Annotated in this window: 17 protein-coding genes; 16 read left to right on the forward strand and 1 reads right to left on the reverse strand. The window is 73.0% G+C overall.

The window, feature by feature from the left end:
- The first annotated feature begins 16 nt into the window (after positions 1–16).
- The 14 genes from murD (at position 17) to ACWAT2_RS10230 (ending at position 14,495) form a co-directional block, all read left to right on the forward strand.
- Positions 17–1,417, forward strand: a complete 1,401-nt coding sequence (gene murD / locus ACWAT2_RS10165; RefSeq protein ID WP_402375224.1) for a UDP-N-acetylmuramoyl-L-alanine--D-glutamate ligase — start codon at positions 17–19, stop codon at positions 1,415–1,417.
- An 8-nt stretch (positions 1,418–1,425) separates the two neighbouring features.
- Positions 1,426–2,661, forward strand: coding sequence for an FtsW/RodA/SpoVE family cell cycle protein (locus tag ACWAT2_RS10170; protein ID WP_402375222.1), 1,236 nt, complete (start codon positions 1,426–1,428; stop codon positions 2,659–2,661).
- Between the two features lie 10 nt (positions 2,662–2,671).
- On the forward strand, positions 2,672–3,823 hold the full coding sequence (gene murG, locus ACWAT2_RS10175; protein WP_402375220.1) for an undecaprenyldiphospho-muramoylpentapeptide beta-N-acetylglucosaminyltransferase: 1,152 nt from the start codon (positions 2,672–2,674) through the stop codon (positions 3,821–3,823).
- Positions 3,820–5,337 (forward strand): UDP-N-acetylmuramate--L-alanine ligase, encoded by a 1,518-nt coding sequence (gene murC, locus ACWAT2_RS10180; RefSeq protein ID WP_402375218.1) that lies wholly within the window; start codon positions 3,820–3,822, stop codon positions 5,335–5,337. The genes murG and murC overlap by 4 nt, the downstream gene beginning before the upstream one ends.
- Complete coding sequence (locus ACWAT2_RS10185) at positions 5,337–6,314, forward strand: cell division protein FtsQ/DivIB (protein ID WP_402375216.1); 978 nt, start codon at positions 5,337–5,339, stop codon at positions 6,312–6,314. Before murC ends, ACWAT2_RS10185 begins: the two co-directional genes overlap by 1 nt.
- Positions 6,315–6,478: 164 nt before the next feature.
- Complete coding sequence (ftsZ, locus tag ACWAT2_RS10190; protein WP_402375214.1) at positions 6,479–7,783, forward strand: cell division protein FtsZ; 1,305 nt, start codon at positions 6,479–6,481, stop codon at positions 7,781–7,783.
- Positions 7,780–8,589: a peptidoglycan editing factor PgeF gene (pgeF, locus tag ACWAT2_RS10195; RefSeq protein ID WP_402375212.1), complete on the forward strand. Its 810-nt coding sequence runs from the start codon at positions 7,780–7,782 to the stop codon at positions 8,587–8,589. The genes ftsZ and pgeF overlap by 4 nt, the downstream gene beginning before the upstream one ends.
- A gap of 92 nt (positions 8,590–8,681) precedes the next feature.
- On the forward strand, positions 8,682–9,155 hold the full coding sequence (locus tag ACWAT2_RS10200; protein WP_106267961.1) for a cell division protein SepF: 474 nt from the start codon (positions 8,682–8,684) through the stop codon (positions 9,153–9,155).
- Between the two features lie 68 nt (positions 9,156–9,223).
- Entirely contained in the window at positions 9,224–9,520 is a 297-nt protein-coding gene (locus ACWAT2_RS10205) for a YggT family protein (RefSeq protein WP_402375210.1), read from the forward strand.
- A gap of 188 nt (positions 9,521–9,708) precedes the next feature.
- Positions 9,709–10,356, forward strand: a complete 648-nt coding sequence (locus tag ACWAT2_RS10210) for a DivIVA domain-containing protein (protein ID WP_402375208.1) — start codon at positions 9,709–9,711, stop codon at positions 10,354–10,356.
- Positions 10,357–10,483: 127 nt separating this feature from the next.
- Positions 10,484–10,945 (forward strand): TraR/DksA family transcriptional regulator, encoded by a 462-nt coding sequence (locus ACWAT2_RS10215; protein ID WP_402375547.1) that lies wholly within the window; start codon positions 10,484–10,486, stop codon positions 10,943–10,945.
- 17 nt (positions 10,946–10,962) lie between these two features.
- Entirely contained in the window at positions 10,963–11,556 is a 594-nt protein-coding gene (locus ACWAT2_RS10220; protein WP_402375206.1) for a signal peptidase II, read from the forward strand.
- On the forward strand, positions 11,556–12,485 hold the full coding sequence (locus ACWAT2_RS10225) for an RluA family pseudouridine synthase (RefSeq protein ID WP_402375204.1): 930 nt from the start codon (positions 11,556–11,558) through the stop codon (positions 12,483–12,485). The genes ACWAT2_RS10220 and ACWAT2_RS10225 overlap by 1 nt, the downstream gene beginning before the upstream one ends.
- 84 nt (positions 12,486–12,569) lie before the next feature.
- A complete protein-coding gene (locus tag ACWAT2_RS10230; protein ID WP_402375202.1) occupies positions 12,570–14,495 on the forward strand; it encodes a glycosyl hydrolase family 28-related protein in 1,926 nt (641 codons plus the stop codon).
- A 16-nt stretch (positions 14,496–14,511) separates the two neighbouring features.
- On the opposite strand, the gene ACWAT2_RS10235 is transcribed toward ACWAT2_RS10230, so the two are convergent.
- The gene (locus ACWAT2_RS10235; protein ID WP_402375200.1) at positions 14,512–15,480 is read right to left on the reverse strand and encodes a LacI family DNA-binding transcriptional regulator; all 969 of its coding nucleotides are present in this window, start codon (positions 15,478–15,480) and stop codon (positions 14,512–14,514) included.
- Positions 15,481–15,598: 118 nt separating this feature from the next.
- Here ACWAT2_RS10235 and dnaE point away from each other — a divergent pair, with 118 nt between their 5' ends.
- Positions 15,599–19,156, forward strand: a complete 3,558-nt coding sequence (gene dnaE / locus ACWAT2_RS10240; protein WP_402375198.1) for a DNA polymerase III subunit alpha — start codon at positions 15,599–15,601, stop codon at positions 19,154–19,156.
- Entirely contained in the window at positions 19,153–19,662 is a 510-nt protein-coding gene (locus ACWAT2_RS10245; RefSeq protein ID WP_402375196.1) for an NUDIX hydrolase, read from the forward strand. Before dnaE ends, ACWAT2_RS10245 begins: the two co-directional genes overlap by 4 nt.
- The last annotated feature ends 5 nt before the right edge of the window (positions 19,663–19,667 follow it).

Raw genomic sequence — 19,667 nt, forward strand, 5'->3', positions numbered from 1 at the left:
CGGATCGTCCGGGCCGGTGGACGGAGCGCGCGTGCTGGTGGCCGGGCTCGGGGTGACCGGGCGTGCCGTGGTCGCCGCGCTTTCCGGGCGCGCGGCGTCCGTGGTCAGGGTGGACGCCCGCGCCCAGGACGCCGACGTCGTGGGTGCCGGCGCGACGGACGCCGCGGTCGCCGAGCGGCTCGTGGCGGCGGCCGACCTCGTGGTGGCGTCGCCGGGCTGGCCCCCGTCGGCAGCGCTGCTGACTGCGGCGCGGACGGCCGGCGTGCCGGTGTGGAGCGAGGTGGAGCTGGCGTGGCGGCTGCGCGCCGGCGCCCCGTGGCTCGCGGTGACGGGCACCAACGGCAAGACCACCACCGTGCGGATGCTGGCGTCCATCCTCACCGCGGCGGGCCTGCGGACCGCCGCGGTGGGCAACGTGGGCACCCCCGTGCTGGCCGCGGCGCAGGACACCGACCTCGACGTGCTCGCCGTGGAGCTCTCCAGCTTCCAGCTGCACCACACGGTCTCGATGGAGGTCGAGGCCGGCGCCGTGCTCAACGTGGCGGCCGACCACCTCGACTGGCACGGCTCGCCGGAGGCGTACACCGCCGCCAAGGGCCGGGTCTACCGCGGGGCGCGGGTGGCGTGCGTGTACAACGTGGCGGACCCGCGCACCGAGCAGCTGGTGCGCGACGCGGACGTCGCGGAGGGAGCGCTCGCGGTCGGGTTCACCCTCGGTGCGCCCGGACCGGGACAGGTCGGCGTCGTCGAGGGGGTCCTCGTGGACCGCGCCTTCCACGCACCGGCCGACGCCCGGGACCGGTTGCGCACCGCCGCGGAGCTGGGGACCCTCGACGACCTGGCGCACCTCGGGCCCGACGGCGCGCCGCCGCACGTCGTCGCCGACGCCCTGGCCGCCGCGGCGCTCGCCCGGGCGCACGGTGTCGAGGCGCGTGCCGTGCGTGACGGCCTGCGAGCCTTCCGCCCGGACGCCCACCGTGCCGCCGTCGTCCGCCACCTCGACGGCGTGGCCTACGTCGACGACTCGAAGGCCACCAACGCGCACGCGGCCGCGGCCGCGCTGGCGGCCTGCCCGCCCGGCACCGCCGTGTGGATCGCCGGCGGGCTCGCCAAGGGCGCGTCCTTCGACGACCTGGTCGCGAGCCGCGCGGACCGGCTGCGTGCCGCCGTCGTCATCGGCACGGACCCGGCGCCGTGGACCGACGCGCTGGCCCGACACGCACCCGAGATCCCCGTCGTCGTGGTCGATCCCGGCGACACTGGCACCGTGATGTACCGGGCGGTGGGAGCCGCGCGGGAGGTCGCCGTCCCCGGCGACACCGTGCTGCTCGCCCCGGCGGGGGCGTCCATGGACCAGTTCTCGTCCTACGCCGAACGGGGTGACGCGTTCGCCGCGGCGGTGCAGGACCTGGCGTAGGGAGCACGATGGCGGTCACCCAGGGGGTGCGGCGAGGCACGGAAAGGCCGTGGCTCGGGCAGTGGAACTCCGCCGCCACCAGCTACTACCTGCTCGTGGGCGCCACCGGGCTCCTGCTGGTGATCGGGCTGATCATGGTGCTGTCGAGCACCACCGTCACGTCGATCGCCGCGGGCGACTCGCCGTACACGGCCGGCCTGGACCAGGCGCGCTTCGCGCTGATCGGCATCCCGTTCATGATCCTGGCGATGCGCCTGCCGCTGCGCTGGTACAAACGTCTCGCCTGGCCCGCCCTCGTCGCGGCGATCGCTCTCCAGTCCCTCACGCTGGTCCCGGCGCTCGGTCTCGGGGCGGGCGGCAACGTCGGCTGGGTGCGCCTGGGCGGGATCGTCGTGCAGCCCGCCGAGGTGAGCAAGCTGGCGCTGGCGCTGTGGCTCGGTGCCGTGCTCGGCCGCAAGCAGCACCTGCTGGGCTCGTGGGGGCACGCGTTCCTCCCGGCGGTCCCGGGTGCCCTCGTCCTGCTCGGCCTGGTGCTGGCCGGCCACGACCTGGGCACCATGCTCGTGATGGCCGGGCTGGTGGCAGGGGCGCTGTGGGTCGCCGGGGCGCCGTCGAAGATGCTGGTCCTCGGCGGTGCCGTCGCGACCTTCGTCGTCGTCGCGTTCTTCGTCGTCGGCAACACGAACCGCATCGGGCGCATCATGACGACCTACGGCGGCTGCACCGACCCGCAGGGTGAGTGCTACCAGTCGCTGCACGGCCTGTGGGGCCTCGGCACCGGCGGGCTCTTCGGCGTCGGGCTCGGGGCGAGCCGGGAGAAGTGGCGGTACCTGCCGGAGGCGCACAACGACTTCATCTACGCGGTCATCGGCGAGGAGCTCGGGCTGCTGGGCACCCTCCTGGTGCTCGCGCTGTTCGCCGTGCTCGGGGTGGCGATGGCCCGGGTGGTCCGCCGGCACCCCGACCCGTTCGTGAAGATCACCACGGCGGCTGTCGCCTGCTGGGTCGTGGGGCAGGCGTTCCTCAACATCGGCGTCGTCGTGGGGGTGTTCCCCGTCATCGGCGTGCCCCTGCCGCTCGTCTCGGCGGGCGGGTCGGCCCTGGTGGCGACCATGGTCGCGCTCGGGATGGTGATCAGCTTTGCGCGGTCCGAGCCCGGCGCGCCCGAGGCCTTCGCCGCCCGTGGCGGAGTGGTGCGGCGATCGCTGACGGTGCTCGGCCGGGGGCGCCGCGCGGGCCGGTAGGGTCCGGCGTGTGAACTCCTCCTCCGTACGATCCGTCGTGCTGGCCGGCGGCGGGACCGCCGGCCACGTCAACCCCCTCCTGGCCGTCGCGGACGAGCTGCGCGCACGGGAGCCCGAGGCGTCGTTCCTCGTGCTGGGCACCGCCGCCGGTCTCGAGGCCGACCTGGTCCCCGCCCGCGGCTACGAGCTGCGCGAGATCCCGCGCGTCCCGCTCCCGCGCCGTCCCAGCGTCGACCTCCTGCGCCTGCCCGGCCGGCTCGGGTCGGCCGTGAAGGCCGCCGAGGCGGCGATCGACGAGATCGGTGCCCGCGCCGTCGTCGGCTTCGGCGGGTACGTCTCGACGCCCGCCTACCTCGCGGCCCGCCGCCGCGGCGTCCCCGTGGTCATCCACGAGCAGAACGCGCGACCGGGCCTGGCGAACCGTCTCGGTGCCCGCTGGGCCGCGGCCGTGGGGACCACGTTCGCCGAGACCGCGCTGCCGGGCGCGACCTGCGTCGGGCTCCCGCTGCGGGCGGAGATCGCCGCGCTGGTCGACGAGCGCGAGCGCGACGCCGCCGCCGCGCGCCGGCGTGCGGCCGAGGCGCTCGGCCTCGACCCGACGCTGCCCACGCTCCTGGTCACCGGCGGTTCGTCGGGTGCCCTGCGCGTCAACGAGGCCGTCGCGGGCGCGGCGGACGCGCTGCTCGGCGCCGGTCTGCAGGTGCTGCACCTGACCGGCCGGGACAAGTCCACGCCCGTGCGTGCCGCGGTCGACGAGGCGGTCTCCGCCGGCGGGCATGACGCGGCGCGCTACCAGGTGCGCGAGTACCTGTCCGAGATGCACCAGGCGCTCGCGGCCTGCGATCTCGTGGTGGCACGGTCCGGGGCGGGGACGGTCTGCGAGCTGACGGCCCTGGGGCTGCCCGCCGTGTACGTCCCGCTGCCGATCGGCAACGGCGAGCAGCGGCTCAACGCCTCCGGGGTCGTGGGTGCCGGCGGCGGGCTGCTGGTCGACGACGCCGAGCTTGACGCCGCCTGGGTCGCCGCGCACGTGCCTCCGCTCGTCGGGGACCGGGAGCGCCTCGCGGCGATGTCGGCGGCCGCGGGCTCCGTCGGAGTGCGTGACGCCGCTGCCCGGATGGCGGACCTGGTGGCCGACGCCGCGGCGGGCGGCGCGCGATGAGTGGCCCGGGGTCGGGCAGCGCCCCGGTGCCCGTGACGGAGCTCGGCCGCGTGCACCTGATCGGCGTGGGCGGAGCCGGCGTCTCCGTGGTGGCGCGGCTCCTCGCGGCTCGCGGTCTCGACGTGCAGGGTTCCGACGCCGTCCGGAGCCCCGCGCTCGACGCGCTCGAGTCCGACGGGGTGCGGGTGTGGGTGGGCCATGACGCCGGCCACGTGGTCGACGCGACGGGGGCGGCGCGGGTCGACACCGTCGTGGTGTCCTCCGCGGTCCGCCCGGACAACCCGGAGCTGACGGCGGCACGAGCGGCCGGCGTGCGGGTGCTGCACCGCTCGGAGGCCCTCGCCTCCTTGATGGCCGGTCGGCGGGGGGTCGCGGTCGCCGGGGCGCACGGGAAGACCACGACGTCCGCGATGGTCGCGACCGTCCTGCGCGCCGGCGGGCTGGACCCGTCGTTCGCGATCGGCGGGACGGTGCGCGTCCGCGACGACGGCGGCGGCGAGCAGGCCGTCCCCGGCGGCCATGCCGGGGCGTCGGACCTGGTCGTCGCGGAGGCCGACGAGTCGGACGGCTCGTTCCTCAACTACGCGCCGACGGTGGCGGTCGTGACGAACGTGGAGGCCGACCACCTCGACCACTACGGCTCGCAGGAGGCGTTCGAGCAGGCGTTCGTCGACTTCGCCGCGCGGATCACGCCGGACGGGTGGCTGGTGGCCTGTGCCGACGACCCCGGCTCGGCGCGGCTCGCGGCCGCGCACCGGGAGGCCGGCGGTCGTGTCGTGACGTACGGCACCGCTGCAGGGGCCGACGTCGTCGTGCGGGACGTCGTGGTCGGTGCCGGGACGGTGCGCGCGACCGTGGGCGGAGGGCTGCTCGGCCCCGGTGAGCACGTGCTGGACCTGGCGGTGCCGGGCGCGCACAACGTCCTCAACGCCACCGCCGCCGTCGTCACCGCCGTGCTCCTCGGGGTCGCCCCCGCCGAGGCCGTGCGCGGTGCGGCGGAGTTCGTCGGCACGGGGCGGCGCTTCGAGCCCAAGGGTGCGGCGGACGGCGTCCGCGTCTTCGACAGCTACGACCACCACCCCACCGAGGTCGAGGCGCTGCTGCGTGCCGCGCGACCCGCGGCGGGGGAGGGCCGGGTGCTCGTGCTCTTCCAGCCGCACCTGTACTCGCGGACCCGGGCCTTCGCGGACCGCTTCGCGTCGGCGTTGGAGCTGGCGGACGAGGTCGTCGTGACGGGTGTCTACCGCGCCCGGGAGGACGTCGACCCGACCGTCACGGCGCGCACGATCACCGACCTGTCCGACGGCACGCTCTCGGGCGGGTCCCTGCAGCCGGTCGAGGACCGGTTCGCGGCGGCGGACGCCGTCGCCGACCTGGCGCGTCCCGGCGACCTCCTGATCACGGTCGGAGCAGGTGACGTCACCGAGCTCGCCGATGTGATCCTGGCCCGGCTCCGCGCCCGGCCCGGCGTGGCGGGTCCCGGCGGGAGGCCCGACGGCGCGACCATGGGGTGATGCGCCCGCCACCACGTCCTCGCACGTCCCAGCGTCCGTCGCGCCCGGCGGCGGGCGCCGGCTCGGCGGGGAGCCCGGCGCGCCCGAGGCCGGAGAAGGGCAAGGGGTCGGCGACCTCGCAGCCGTCGGGCCGGCCCGGGTCGGCCCGCTCGCCGGGCCGGTCCCTGGAGCGTTCGACGGGCAGCGCGGCGAGCGCCGGCAGCGCGGCGAGCCCGAGCGATGCAGGGGCGGGTGCGCCCGGCCGGGTCTCCTCGGCGATGGCCGACCGGCTCGCCGAGCGCTCGGCGATGCGACGTCACCGCTCGTGGCGCGTGGTGGTCGCGCTCGTGCTCGTGCTCGCCCTGCTCGGTGGTGCGGGGTGGGTGGCTGGTTGGTCCGACCTGCTGGCACTCGAGCGCAGCGAGGTGAGCGTGTCCGGCGAGGGGACCACGGTCGACGCGGACGCGGTCCGCGAGGTGGTCGAGGCCTCGGCCGGGACGCCGCTGCTGCGGATCGACAGCGGTGCGATGCGCCGTGAGATCCTCGGCTTGCGCGGTGTCAAGGACGTGAGCGTCGAACGCTCGTGGCCGCAGGGGATGGACGTGGTGCTCACCTCGCGCGAGCCCGTGGCGGCGGTGCCCGACGGTGGCCGCTACGTGCTGGTCGACGCGGAGGGTGTGCACGTGGGGTCGCGCCAGAAGGCTCCCCGGAGGCTGCCCGTGGTCTCGGTCCCGCTCGACGACGAGTCGGTGGGCAGCCTGCAGGCGGCGCTGGCCGTCGTCGCCGCTCTGCCGACGCACCTGGCCCGTGAGGTCGAGCAGGTCAGCGCACAGACGCAGGACGACGTGGAGACCGTCCTGCGTGACGGCGTGAGCGTGCGCTGGGGCGGGGCCGGCAGCCTCCCGCTGAAGGTGGAGGTCGTCCAGACCCTGCGCGAGGTCGCGAAGGACGCCGGGGTGATCGACGTGTCGTCGCCGGAGCTCCCGGTGACCCGGTGAGGCTGAGCGGTCGCGACACGCCGGGCCACGTCCGGCGGGCGCCGGTCCGGGCGACCTACCGTCGTCACAGCAGCAACCTGACATAACTCTCACCTTCAACTACAACCTGAAGGTTGGACGACGACGGTGGGGTCAGGACCCGGAACGACCCGAGAGGCAACGACGTGGCAACTCCGCAGAACTACCTGGCAGTGATCAAGGTGGTCGGCATCGGCGGTGGCGGCGTGAACGCCGTGAACCGCATGATCGAGGTCGGCCTCAAGGGCGTCGAGTTCATCGCCATCAACACGGACGCTCAGGCGCTGCTGATGTCGGACGCCGACGTCAAGCTCGACGTCGGGCGCGAGCTCACCCGCGGCCTGGGCGCCGGCGCCGACCCGGAGGTCGGGCGCAAGGCCGCCGAGGACCACGAGGAGGAGATCGAGGACGTCCTGCGCGGGGCCGACATGGTCTTCGTCACGGCCGGCGAGGGCGGCGGCACCGGTACCGGCGGCGCGCCCGTCGTGGCCCGGATCGCGCGCTCGCTGGGCGCGCTGACGGTCGGCGTCGTGACGCGGCCGTTCACCTTCGAGGGACGGCGCCGGTCCGTCCAGGCGGAGCAGGGGATCGAGGCGCTCCGCGAGGAGGTCGACACCCTCATCGTGATCCCCAACGACCGCCTGCTGTCCATGTCGGACAAGAGCGTCTCGGCGATCGCCGCGTTCCACTCGGCGGACCAGGTGCTGCACTCCGGCGTGCAGGGGATCACCGACCTCATCACGACGCCGGGCCTGATCAACCTCGACTTCGCCGACGTCAAGTCGGTGATGCAGGGAGCGGGCTCCGCCCTCATGGGCATCGGGTCGGCGCGCGGCGAGGACCGCGCGGTGCAGGCGGCCGAGCTGGCGATCTCCTCGCCGCTGCTCGAGGCCTCCATCGACGGCGCCCACGGGGTGCTGCTGTCCATCCAGGGCGGCAGCGACCTCGGGCTGTTCGAGGTGCACGAGGCGGCGCGCCTCGTGCAGGAGGCGGCGCACCCGGAGGCGAACATCATCTTCGGCACGGTGATCGACGACGCCCTCGGCGACGAGGTGCGGGTCACGGTCATCGCGGCCGGGTTCGACGGCGGGCTGCCGAAGTCGCGCGAGGACTCCCGCGCCCTGGGCCAGGTCGCCGGTGCGAGCTCGTCGTCAGCCGGGGACAGCGCCCGTACCGCCCCGGCGGCGTCGCCCCACGGCGGCTCGCCCGCGACCGCGCCGGTGCCCGCCGCCGAACCGGCCCACGCCCGGCCCCGGCCGATCCCGGCCGACCCCGACGACGTCCCCGCGAGCCTGCAGCCGGTGGGCTCCGGGCAGCCGCGTCCTACCTTCACCGTGGTCGAGGACGGCGCCGGCGAGGGCGTGACGGTGGAACGGCCGGTCGAGGTGCCCCGGGTGGCCGAGAGGCCCCGGCCCGAGCCGGAGCTCGACGTGCCCGACTTCCTCAAGTGACGTCGTCGGCCACCTGGGCCCAGGAGGCGCTCTTGCCCGCGGACCTCGGAGCCGGGCTGCTGCGCGTGGACCTCGGTCCGGGCGTCGTGGCCGGCTTCACCACGCGGCACGGGGGCGTGTCGCCCGCTCCGTGGTCCTCGCTCGACCTCGGCACGACGACCGGGGACGAGGAGGCCCGGGTGCGGCGCAACCGCGCGCAGGTGGCCGACTGGATCGGGGCGCCCGTCGCGTTCGCGAACCAGGTGCACGGGCCCACGGTGCTGACGCTCGGGAGTGCGGAGCGCACCGAGTGGGAGTCGTCGACGCCGCCGCTGAGCGCGGGGGAGGCCGACGGGCTCGTCACCGCCGAGGACGGGCTGGGTCTCGGCGTGCTGGTGGCGGACTGCGTCCCGGTGCTCCTCGCGGACCCCGTGGCACGTGTCGTCGGCGTCGCGCACGCCGGTCGTCGAGGGCTCGTGGCCGGCGTGGTCGACCGTGCGGTCGAGGCCATGGTCGCTCGCGGGGCGCGCCTCGACGACCTGCGGGCCGCCGTCGGACCGGCCGTGTGCGGGCCGTGCTACGAGGTGCCCGAGGACCTGCGCGACGAGGTCACCGCCGTCGTCCCGGAGGCTTGGGCCGTCACCGAGGCCGGGACCCCCGCCCTCGACCTGCCGGCCGGCGTCCGCGCCCGGCTGGCCGCGCTGGGTGTGCCCGCGAGCCGGCTGGAACGCTGCACCCGCACCGATCCCGACCTCTTCTCGCACCGGCGGGCGACGGCCGCGGGTGCGGTCACGGGCAGGCAGGCGGGTGTGATCGTGCTCGGCTGAGTCCGTGCCGTGCACGGCGTGTCGTGCGGCGCTTACCGCGCGCTGCTGGTTACCGTCAAGTCACAGACCTACCGACGAAACGGAGCAGGGCGATGGGCGGAGCGCTTCGCAAGACGATGCTGTACCTGGGGCTGGCCGACGACCAGCGCCCCGACGGGGAGTACCTCGACGAGTTCGACGAGGAGCTGGAGCCGGTGCGCGACGACGACTACCAGGCCGAGGTCACGCCTCTGCACCGGGACGGAGCACCGATGGACGCGTTCGCCGGTGGCGACCTGCGACGGATCACCACGATCCACCCCCGGTCGTACAACGACGCCCGGCTCATCGGTGAGGCCTTCCGCGGCGGCACCCCGGTGATCATGAACCTCTCCGACATGGACGACGCGGACGCCAAGCGCCTCGTCGACTTCTCGGCCGGCCTGATCTTCGGCCTCCACGGGTCGATCGAGCGTGTGACGAACAAGGTCTTCCTGCTCTCGCCCGAGCACGTGGAGATCACCGGCGAGGAGCAGGTCGCCGAGCGGCCCGACCCCCGCGCCGGCGCCTTCTACAACCAGAGCTGACACGACCACGACGCGCGGCCCGGGAACGCCCCCCGGGCCGCGCGTCGTGCGTCCGGTAAGTTGCCCTCGTGAGTGTGATCTTCGGCGTCGTCTACTTCGCCCTGTTCCTGTTCCTCGTCTGCCTCATCGTCCGGCTCGTCTTCGACTGGGTGCAGGTCTTCGCCCGGGAGTGGCGTCCGCGCGGCATCGTGCTGATCCTTGCGGAGGCGGTGTACACGGTCACCGACCCGCCCCTGCGCGCGCTGCGGCGCGTCATCCCGCCGTTGACGCTGGGCAGCGTCCGCCTCGACCTGGCGTTCCTCGTGCTGTTCTTCGCCACGTCGATCCTTTTGCGCGTGGCGGGATTCCTCTCCGCGACCGCCTGACCGGCCGGGCTCGCCGGCAACCCTTCTCCCGGTCCCGCGACACGCGGGACCAGCCCACGCCGGACCTGTGAAGACACCGTGAGCGCGGCTCCCCCGGGGGGCCGTCGCAGCGGGCGTCCGCTACCGTGGTCATCCACGGACGCTCCGGGTCCGTGCACTGGACCGCGCTACGGCAACGAGGTGACACGATGGCACTGCTGACGGCAGAGGACATCCTCAACAAGAAGTTCTCGGCGACGAAGTTCCGCGAGGGCTACGACGTCGAAGAGGTCGACGACTTCCTCGACGAGGTCGTTCGCACGCTCACGTCCGTGCAGGAGGAGAACGACGACCTGCGATCCAAGCTCGCCGCGGCCGAGCGCCGTGTGGGTGAGCTGAGCCGCAGCGAGGCCGCGCAGCAGTCCGCCGAGCAGCCAGACGTCGCGGCGCAGGTCCAGGCAGCGGCCGCCGCTGCGGCCGCTGCGCAGCCGGCCGGCGACAAGCCGCACGCAGAGCCGGAGTCGGCCACCGGCATGCTCCAGCTCGCCCAGAAGCTGCACGACGACTACGTGCGCTCGGGCCAGGAGGAGGGTGACCGCCTGATCTCCGAGGCGAAGTCGGAGGGCAGCCGCATCGTGCGCGAGGCGGAGGAGACGAGCCACCGCACGCTCTCCCAGCTCGAGCAGGAGCGTTCGCTCCTCGAGCGCAAGATCGACGAGCTCCGGCTGTTCGAGCGGGACTACCGCACGCGGCTCAAGAGCTTCCTGCAGAACCTGCTCGGTGACCTGGACGCCCGCGGCTCGGCGCTCCCGCCGCAGCGGCAGAACGCCGGCGCGGGGCGTCCGCAGGAACTCTGAGCGGACCTCCGGAGCGGTCCCTGCGCGGACCGGCCCCACCCCAGGACACGCCACCTCGGCGCGTGCTGTTGTGCGGGCCGGTCCGCGCACTTACGCTGCGGTGACCTCACGAACGGAAGGGCAGCGAATGGCCAAGCTCTCCACCTCCCAGCGAGAGACGGTCCGGGGCGAGTTCCCGAACCTCGCGCGGGACGTCAAGAAGTTCCCGGTGCGTGACGGGGAGGACCCCTGGACGCTCCAGGAGGTGTCCGAGCTCGCCTTCCTCCTGCTGGAGGACCGTGAGCGCTACACCCGGGAGCTGGCCGCAGCGGACGCCGAGCTGAGCGACCTGTTGCGCAACTCCGGGGACGGTGCGGGGGACGACCAGGCCGACTACGGCTCGAGCGCCCTCGAGCGCGAGCAGGAGCTGACGCTGGTGAACAACCTGCGTGACCTGCTGGCGCAGACGTCGCACGCGATCGGCCGGATCAGCAACGGCACCTACGCCACCTGCGAGATCACCGGGCACCCGATCGGCAAGGCGCGGTTGCAGGCCTTCCCGCGGGCGACGCTGTCGGTGGAGGCGAAGGCGCGCGAGGAGCGGCGCTGACCGTAGAATCGGGCGCGATGTCCTCCACGCCCACCGGTGCCGAGCCGGTTCCCGAGATCCCCGACGAGCCCGAGACGTCTGCACCGACGCTCCCTCCCGAGACGTCGGTGCGCCGCGGCCGGCTGGGTCGGTGGGCGTTCTTGCTGGCGGCGGTGGTCCTCGTCGTCGATCAGCTCACGAAGTGGTGGGCGCTGTCCGCGCTCACCGAGGGCGTGCGCGTCGCGCTCCTGGGTGACCTGCTCGGCCTCACCCTGGTGTTCAACCCGGGGGCGGCCCTGTCCTTCATGGCCAACGGGTACACCTGGGTCCTCACGATCGTCGTGGTGGCGGTCGTCGTGGTCATCGTGCGGGCGATGCGCCGGCTGGGTTCGGCGGGCTGGACGGTCGCGCTCGGGCTGCTGCTCGGCGGTGCCCTCGGTAACCTCGGCGACCGGTTGCTGCGCCAACCAGGGTTCGCCCGCGGTGAGGTCGTGGACATGATCGCCTACGCCGACTTCTTCGTCGGCAACGTCGCCGACATCGCGATCGTGGCCGCGGCGGGCATGATCATCGTGCTGTCGTTCCGCGGCATCGGGATCGACGGCAGCCGCGAGGCCCGGGACGCCGCCTGATGACAGTGCGCACGCTGCCGGTGCCGGACGGCCTGGCCGGAGAACGGGTCGACGTCGCTCTCGGGCGCATGCTGGGCTTCTCGCGCACGCAGGCGGCAGAGCTCGCCGCCGCCGGAGCGGTGCGTCTCGACGGCCGGGAGGTCGGCAAGTCGGACCGGGTGGCCCCCGGCGGCTGGCTGGAGGTCGACGTGCCCGAGGTGTCGTCGGCGCCGCCGGTCGTCGCCGAGCCCGTCGAGGGGATGCGGATCGCCTACGAGGACGACGACGTCGTGGTCGTCGACAAGCCGGTCGGGGTCGCAGCGCACCCGTCGCCGGGGTGGACGGGCCCGACGGTGGTCGGAGCCCTGGCGGCGGCGGGGTACCGGATCTCGACGTCGGGGGCGGCCGAGCGTCAGGGGATCGTGCACCGGCTGGACGTCGGGACCTCCGGCCTGATGGCCGTGGCCAAGAGCGAGCTGGCGTACACCGGACTGAAGCGCGCCTTCAAGGAACGCACGGTGGACAAGGTCTACCACGCGCTGGTCCAGGGCCACCCCGAGCCGACGACCGGGACCATCGACGCGCCCATCGGCCGGCACCCGCACCACGACTACCGGTTCGCCGTGGTGGCGGAGGGCAAGGCGTCGGTGACGCACTACGAGGTCCTCGAGATGCTCCCGGCGGCCTCGTTGGCGCAGGTGCACCTGGAGACGGGTCGGACGCACCAGATCCGCGTGCACTTCGCGGCGTTGCGGCACCCGCTGGTGGGTGACCTCACGTACGGCGCGGACCCGGTGCTGGCATCGAGGGTCGGGCTCGAGCGGCAGTGGCTGCACGCGATGCGGCTGGGTTTCGAGCACCCGCTGACGGGTGGCCGCGTCGAGGTGAGCAGCGAGTACCCCGACGACCTGCAGTCGGCTCTCGAGGTCGTCCGCGGCGCCTACGCCTGACGGCGCTTGTCCCGGAGGCAGCAGCGGGCTACTCTCGTGGCGACGGGTGACACGAGTCACCCGCGACCTCGACGAGGAGGACGCATGTCATCACCCCACGCAGCGGCACGAGCGAGCGCACGGCAGCCGCGCCGCCGGCTCGTGCCTGCCGTCGCCGCAGGAGCAGCTCTCGTGACCGCCATCGCCACCATGCCCGGCGCGCAGGCCGCCCGGCCCGACCTGGTCGACGCCACCGACCCGGACTTCGGCCCGCACGTGACCGTGTTCGGTCCCAGCACGCCGCAGGACGAGATCCAGGCCACGATGGACTCCCTGCACGACCGGCAGGTCGACGCCGAGATGGGTACCGACCGGCACGCCGTCTACTTCCTGCCCGGCACCTACGGCTCGGCCGAGGACCCGTTGCAGATCGACGTCGGGTACTACACCGAGGTCGCCGGTCTGGGCGCCTCGCCGTCCGACGTCACCGTCGACGGCACGATCGAGGTGCGCAACCGCTGCCTCTCGGACGACCCTGCGAACCCCAACTGCATCGCGCTGGTCAACTTCTGGCGGACCGTGTCGAACCTGTCGCTCGACGTGAACACCGCGGGCCAGGGCGACTGCGAGGCGACGACGAACTTCTGGGCGGTGTCGCAGGCTGTCTCGATGCGTCGTCTCGACGTGCGCGGCCCGCTCTCGCTCATGGACTACTGCTCGGCGGGCCCGCAGTACGCCAGCGGCGGCTTCATCGCCGACTCCCGGTTCGACACCGAGGTGACCAACGGCTCGCAGCAGCAGTGGCTCACGCGCAACAGCGAGCTCGGTGGCGGCTGGTCCAACGCGGTGTGGAACCAGGTCTTCGCCGGGGTCGAGGGTGCGCCGAACGAGCAGAACTTTCCGACGGAGCCGTACACCACGCTCGAGACGACGCCGGTGAGCCGCGAGAAGCCGTACCTGTTCGTCGACGACGAGGGGCGCTACCAGGTGCGCGTCCCCGCCGCGCAGACGGAGACCCGCGGCGTCTCGTGGGCCGACGGCCTCGCCCCCGGCCGCACGCTGCCGATCACGGACTTCTACGTCGCACGGCCCGGCGACTCCGTGGCGAGGATCAACAGTCAGCTGGCTCGCGGAAAGCACCTGCTGCTCACGCCCGGCGTCTACGACGTCGACCGGAGCATCTCCGTCAAGCGGCCGGGCACGGTCGTGCTCGGCATGGGGCACGCCACGCTCACCGCCGTCGACGGCGCGGTGCCGCTGACGGTCGCCGACACCTCCGGGGTCGTCGTGGCCGGTGTCTCCATCGACGCCGGGACCGAGGAGTCGCCGGCGCTGCTGCGCATCGGCAAGGAGCGCGGCAAGAACCACAGGTCGGACGCCGCCGACCCGATCACGTTGTCCGACGTGTACTTCCGGGTGGGCGGCCCGCACGTCGGCAAGGCGGACGTGGCTCTCGACGTGAACTCGCACGACGTGCTCATCGACCACACCTGGGTGTGGCGCGGCGACCACGGCGTCGAGGACTTCGCGACGGACGGGTCCGCGGGCGTCAACGGCGACACGGAGCGCTGGGCCACGAACGTCGGCCGCAACGGCGTGGTGGTCGACGGCGACCGCGTCACCGCCACCGGGCTCTTCGTCGAGCACTTCCAGGAGCACAACACGATCTGGAACGGCGAGGACGGCACCGTGGTCCTCTACCAGAACGAGCTGCCCTACGACCCGCCGACCCAGGCGGACTGGACGCAGCCGGACGGCACGCTCGGCTGGGAGGGGTACAAGGTCGCCGACGACGTCGAGCGGCACCGCCTGTTCGGCGCGGGCGTGTACGTGTTCAACCAGAACAACCCGGAGATCGTCACCGAGAACGGGTTCTCGGTGCCGCAGGTACCGGGGGTTCGGCTGCACCACCTCATGACGGTCAACCTCAGTGCCGGCACGATCCAGCACGTCGTCAACGGGGTGGGCGACGCGGTGCCGCCGTCGACGTCGGGGTCCCCGGAGTACGTCGTGGACTACCCGGTGCCCTGACCGGCGCCGAGCGGCGTCAGGTCGACGATCGCACGACGACGCGGGCGGGGTCGTCCGGCCAGGGCGGCCGCCCGTGCCCGTCGAGCACCGCCAGCACGCTCGCCGCCAGGTGCTCGGACTGGGCCGTCACCGGTTGGGCCACGGTGGTCAGCGGGGGCGTCGTGACCCGGGCGGCGGGGGCGTCGTCGACGCCGATCACCGCGATATCGTCGGGGACCGCCAGGCCGGCGTCCCGGGCGCCGGCGAGCAGGGCCAGGGCGACCTCGTCGTTGTACGCGGCGACGGCGGTGACGCCGCTCGCGTGCCAGGAGCGGACCGTCGCGCCGGCCGGCTCGTCCGTCCGCACGGCGGCCTGCCGGGGCTCGGGCAGCCCGCGTGCCGCGCAGGCGTCGCGGACCCCGGCGAAGCGGGCGTCGCCGAACCGGCGCAGCCGACCGTCCGTCGTCGTGGCGAACGCGACCCAGCGGTGCCCGCGGGCGGTCAGGTGGTCGACCTGGAGCACGGCGAGGTCGTGCTGCGAGCGGTCGAAGGCCCCGCCGTCGGCGGACTCGACCGACCCGACGACGGCGATCCCGGCCTGCTCCATCGCCCGCACGTCGGCGGGGAGGAACGGGGCGAGCCCGACGACGGCGCGTGGTGTCACGGCCCGCCACAGCTCGGCCAGCGCGCGCGAGTCGCGGTGGTGGTGGACCAGCACGAACAGCCCGCGCTCGGCGAGCACGTCGGTGAGGTGGTCCAGCAGCGAGTCCACGACGGGGCCGGTCGGCCAGTCGGGCAGCACGCAGACGACCAGGTCGCTGCGCCCGCGTCGCAGCGTGCGAGCGGCCGCCGACGGCGCGTACCCCAGCCGGGAGGCCGTCGCCCGGACGTGCTCGCGGGTCGCCTCGGAGACGGACGCACCAGGGGTGTCGTTGAGGACGTAGCTGACGGTGGTGCGGGAGACCCCCGCGGCGCGGGCGACGTCGGCACTCGTCACTGAGGCCACGGCTCCTCCTTCTCCGGGCGGGTGTTGGGAGCACTGTACGCGGACGGCGCGGGGCGGTGCCGGGGGTTCCGGCGAGGGGCGTCGTCGAAGGTCGGTGGCGGCTCCTAGACTCGACCCCATGCCGGACGCACCTGAGAAGAACGACGACTTCGTCCACCTCCACGTCCACACCGAGTACTCGATGCTGGACGGTGCGGCCCGGATGAACGACCTGTTCACCGAGGTGGCGCGGCTGGGCCAGAAGGCGATCGCGATCACCGACCACGGGTACCTGTTCGGGGCGTTCGACTTCTGGAGCACCGCGCAGAAGTTCGGGGTCAAGCCGATCATCGGTGTCGAGGCGTACGTCACGCCGGGCACCAGCCGGCACGACCGCACCAAGGTCCAGTGGGGCGAGCAGCACCAGCGGCGCGACGACGTCTCCGCGGGCGGCGCCTACACCCACATGACGCTGTGGTCCCGGGACAACACCGGCATGCACAACCTGTTCCGGGCGTCGTCGCTGGCGTCCCTGGACGGCCAGATGGGCAAGTGGCCGCGCATGGACCGCGAGCTGCTCGAGACCTATGCCGAGGGCCTGATGGCCACCTCGGGCTGCCCGTCCGGCGAGATCCAGACGCGCCTGCGCCTCGGCCAGTGGGACGACGCGGTCCGGGCGGCCGGGGAGTACCAGGACATCTTCGGCAAGGAGAACTACTTCGTCGAGCTCATGGACCACGGGATCGAGATCGAGTCCCGCACGTCCAAGGACCTGCTGCGCCTGGCGGAGCACATCGGGGCGCCGCTGGTCGCGACCAACGACCTGCACTACACCAAGCAGGAGGACTCCCACGCGCACGAGGTGCTGCTGGCGGTGAACTCCGGGTCCACGCTGGACGAGCCGACCTACGACCAGGGTGGTAGCCGGTTCGCGTTCAGCGGCGACAACTTCTACGTCAAGTCCGGTGCCGAGATGCGGCGGCTCTTCGCCGAGATGCCGGAGGCGGTCGACAACACGCTGCTCATCGCGGAGCGGTGCGAGGTCTCGTTCGACACCGGCGCGAACTACATGCCGAACTTCCCGGTGCCCGACGGCGAGGACGAGATCTCCTGGTTCGTCAAGGAGGTCGAGCACGGCCTGCACCGCCGCTACCCGGCGGGGGTGCCGGACGAGGTCCGTGCGCAGGCGAAGTACGAGACCGAGGTCATCATCCAGATGGGCTTCCCGGGGTACTTCCTCGTCGTCGCCGACTTCATCAACTGGGCCAAGGAGCAGGGCATCCGCGTCGGCCCGGGCCGTGGTTCGGCGGCCGGCTCGATGGTGTCCTACGTGATGGGCATCACCGAGCTCGACCCGCTCGAGCACGGGCTGATTTTCGAGCGGTTCCTCAACCCGGAACGCGTCTCCATGCCGGACGTCGACGTCGACTTCGACGAGCGCCGGCGCGCCGAGGTCATCCGCTACGTGAGCGACAAGTACGGCGACGACCGGGTGGCGATGATCGTCACCTACGGGTCGATCAAGGCCAAGCAGGCCCTCAAGGACGCCTCCCGCGTGCTCGGCTTCCCGTTCGCGATGGGGGAGAAGCTCACCAAGGCGATGCCGCCGCCCGTCATGGGCAAGGACATCCCGCTGTCCGGCATCTTCGACCCCGAGCACGAGCGCTACTCGGAGGCCTCCGAGTTCCGGCAGGTGCACGACACCGACCCCGAGGCCCAGCGCGTGGTGGAGACGGCGCGCGGCATCGAAGGGCTCAAGCGCCAGTGGGGCGTCCACGCGGCGGGCGTGATCATGTCGAGCGAGCCGCTGATCGACGTCATCCCGATCATGCGGCGCCCGCAGGACGGCGCGGTCATCACACAGTTCGACTACCCGACGTCCGAGGGTCTCGGCCTGATCAAGATGGACTTCCTCGGGCTCCGAAACCTCACGATCCTCGACGACGCGCTCGAGAACATCACCATGAACGGCAAGGACGCGGTCGAGATCGAGCACGTCCCGCTCGACGACGTCGCCACCTACGAGCTGCTCGCCCGCGGCGAGACCCTCGGAGTGTTCCAGCTCGACGGCGGCCCGATGCGCTCGCTGCTGCGTCAGATGCGCCCCGACAAGTTCGACGACCTCTCGGCCGTCATCGCGCTGTACCGACCCGGGCCGATGGGCATGAACTCGCACGTGAACTACGCGCTGCGCAAGAACGGCATGCAGAAGATCGAGCCGATCCACCGCGAGCTGGCCGAACCGTTGTCCGAGGTCCTGGACGAGACCTACGGTCTGATCGTCTACCAGGAGCAGGTGCAGCGCGCCGCGCAGATCCTCGCGGGCTACTCGCTCGGCCAGGCGGACCTCCTGCGCCGCGCCATGGGCAAGAAGAAGCCCGAGGTGCTCGCCAAGGAGTTCGTGAACTTCGAGGCCGGCTGCAAGGAGCGGGGCTACTCCGACGCTGCGATCAAGGCCGTCTGGGACGTCCTGGTGCCGTTCGCCGGCTATGCGTTCAACAAGGCGCACTCCGCCGGGTACGGGCTGGTCGCCTACTGGACGGCGTACCTCAAGGCGAAGTACCCCACGGAGTACATGGCGGGGCTCCTGCAGTCCGTGCGGGACGACAAGGACAAGATGGCGCTGTATCTCGGCGAGTGCCGCCGGATGCGCATCACCGTCCTGCCGCCGGACGTCAACGAGTCGGCCGCGAAGTTCACGGCCGTCGGTGACGACATCAGGTTCGGGCTGACGGCGGTGCGCAACGTCGGCGCGAACGTCGTCTCGGCGATCCTCGCGGCCCGCGAGGAGCACGGCGACTTCACCTCGTTCACCGACTTCCTCGACAAGGTGCCGGCCGTGGTGTGCAACAAGCGCACCATCGAGTCGCTGATCAAGGCCGGGGCGTTCGACTCCCTCGGGCACCCGCGCCGCGCGTTGCTCGTCGTCCACGAGCAGGCGGTGGACTCGGTGATCTCGGTTAAGCGCGAGGAGGCGAAGGGGCAGTTCGACCTGTTCGCCGACCTGGGCGCGGGCGACGAGAAGATGAGCTTCAGCGTCGACGTGCCGGACCTGCCGGACTGGGACAAGAAGCAGCTGCTCGCGTTCGAGCGGGAGATGCTGGGGCTGTACGTCTCGGACCACCCGTTGTCCGGCATGGAGCACGTGCTGGCGCGTGCGGCCGACACGTCCATCGCGTCGCTCATGGCCGACGAGGGCCGTCCGGACGGTTCCTCCGTCACCGTCGCCGGGCTGCTGACCTCCGTGCAGCGCAAGATGAGCAAGAACGGCAACCCGTGGGCGGCCGTGACCATCGAGGACCTGGAGGGTTCCGTCGAGGTCATGTTCTTCGGCGAGACCTACCTGGCCTACTCCACCGTCCTCGCCGAGGACCAGGTGGTGACGCTCAAGGGCCGGGTCCGTCGGCGTGACGAGCAGATGCAGCTCCAGGCGCAGGAGGTGACCCTGCCGGACACCTCGGCGGTGGCCGACTCCCCGGTGCAGGTGACCGTGCCCCACACGCGGTGCGTCGAGCCGGTGATGGTGCGGTTGCGCGAGGTGCTGACGTCGCACCCGGGACCGGCCGAGGTCCACGTGCACGTGGCCGAGCCCGGCAAGAAGACGGTGGTGCGCGCGGCCGACCGGCTGCGGGTCGAGAAGTCGCCCGCGCTCTTCGGCGACCTCAAGGCCCTGCTCGGCCCGAGCTGCCTGTCATGAGCGCCGCCTGGGACGACGGCACCGCGGGCCACCGGTTCCGCGTGGTGCCGGCCGTCTACCTGTTGCTGCGCCGCGAGGGTCAGGTGCTGCTGCAGCTGCGGTCCGGCACCGGCTTCATGGACGGGTACTGGGCGGCCGGCGCGGCGGGCCACGTCGAGGAGGGCGAGTCGGTGCTCGAGGCCGCCGTGCGGGAGGCGCGCGAAGAGCTCGGGGTGACCGTCGCACCGGCGGACCTCGAGGCGTTGACCGTGATGCACCGGGGACTGCCCGGCGGCCCGGCGCTGGAGCAGCGGGTCGACTTCTTCTTCGCGGCGAGCCGGTGGCAGGGCGACCCCGTGCTGCAGGAGCGCGACAAGGCGGCGGACCTGCGCTGGTTCCCGTTCGTGCACCTGCCGGAGCCGGTCGTGCCCCACGAGCTGGTGGTGCTGCGTGCCCTGCACGACGGCGCCGTGCCGCGCGTGACGGTCCGCGGCTTCGACGGTCCGGGACCCGCGGCCGGGGCGTAGGCTCG

Source organism: Isoptericola sp. GX10416 (assembly GCF_056590155.1).

What these genes read in the sequence shown, in the direction of transcription:
- ACWAT2_RS10170 (WP_402375222.1), top strand. Translation starts at nt 1,426, where the DNA reads ATGGCGGTCACCCAGGGGGTGCGGCGAGGCACGGAAAGGCCGTGGCTC.
- ACWAT2_RS10185 (WP_402375216.1), top strand. Translation starts at nt 5,337, where the DNA reads ATGCGCCCGCCACCACGTCCTCGCACGTCCCAGCGTCCGTCGCGCCCG.
- ACWAT2_RS10215 (WP_402375547.1), top strand. Translation starts at nt 10,484, where the DNA reads ATGGCCAAGCTCTCCACCTCCCAGCGAGAGACGGTCCGGGGCGAGTTC.
- ACWAT2_RS10225 (WP_402375204.1), top strand. Translation starts at nt 11,556, where the DNA reads ATGACAGTGCGCACGCTGCCGGTGCCGGACGGCCTGGCCGGAGAACGG.
- ACWAT2_RS10245 (WP_402375196.1), top strand. Translation starts at nt 19,153, where the DNA reads ATGAGCGCCGCCTGGGACGACGGCACCGCGGGCCACCGGTTCCGCGTG.
- ACWAT2_RS10210 (WP_402375208.1), top strand. Translation starts at nt 9,709, where the DNA reads ATGGCACTGCTGACGGCAGAGGACATCCTCAACAAGAAGTTCTCGGCG.
- ACWAT2_RS10230 (WP_402375202.1), top strand. Translation starts at nt 12,570, where the DNA reads ATGTCATCACCCCACGCAGCGGCACGAGCGAGCGCACGGCAGCCGCGC.
- murC (WP_402375218.1), top strand. Translation starts at nt 3,820, where the DNA reads ATGAGTGGCCCGGGGTCGGGCAGCGCCCCGGTGCCCGTGACGGAGCTC.
- dnaE (WP_402375198.1), top strand. Translation starts at nt 15,599, where the DNA reads ATGCCGGACGCACCTGAGAAGAACGACGACTTCGTCCACCTCCACGTC.
- ACWAT2_RS10200 (WP_106267961.1), top strand. Translation starts at nt 8,682, where the DNA reads ATGGGCGGAGCGCTTCGCAAGACGATGCTGTACCTGGGGCTGGCCGAC.
- ACWAT2_RS10220 (WP_402375206.1), top strand. Translation starts at nt 10,963, where the DNA reads ATGTCCTCCACGCCCACCGGTGCCGAGCCGGTTCCCGAGATCCCCGAC.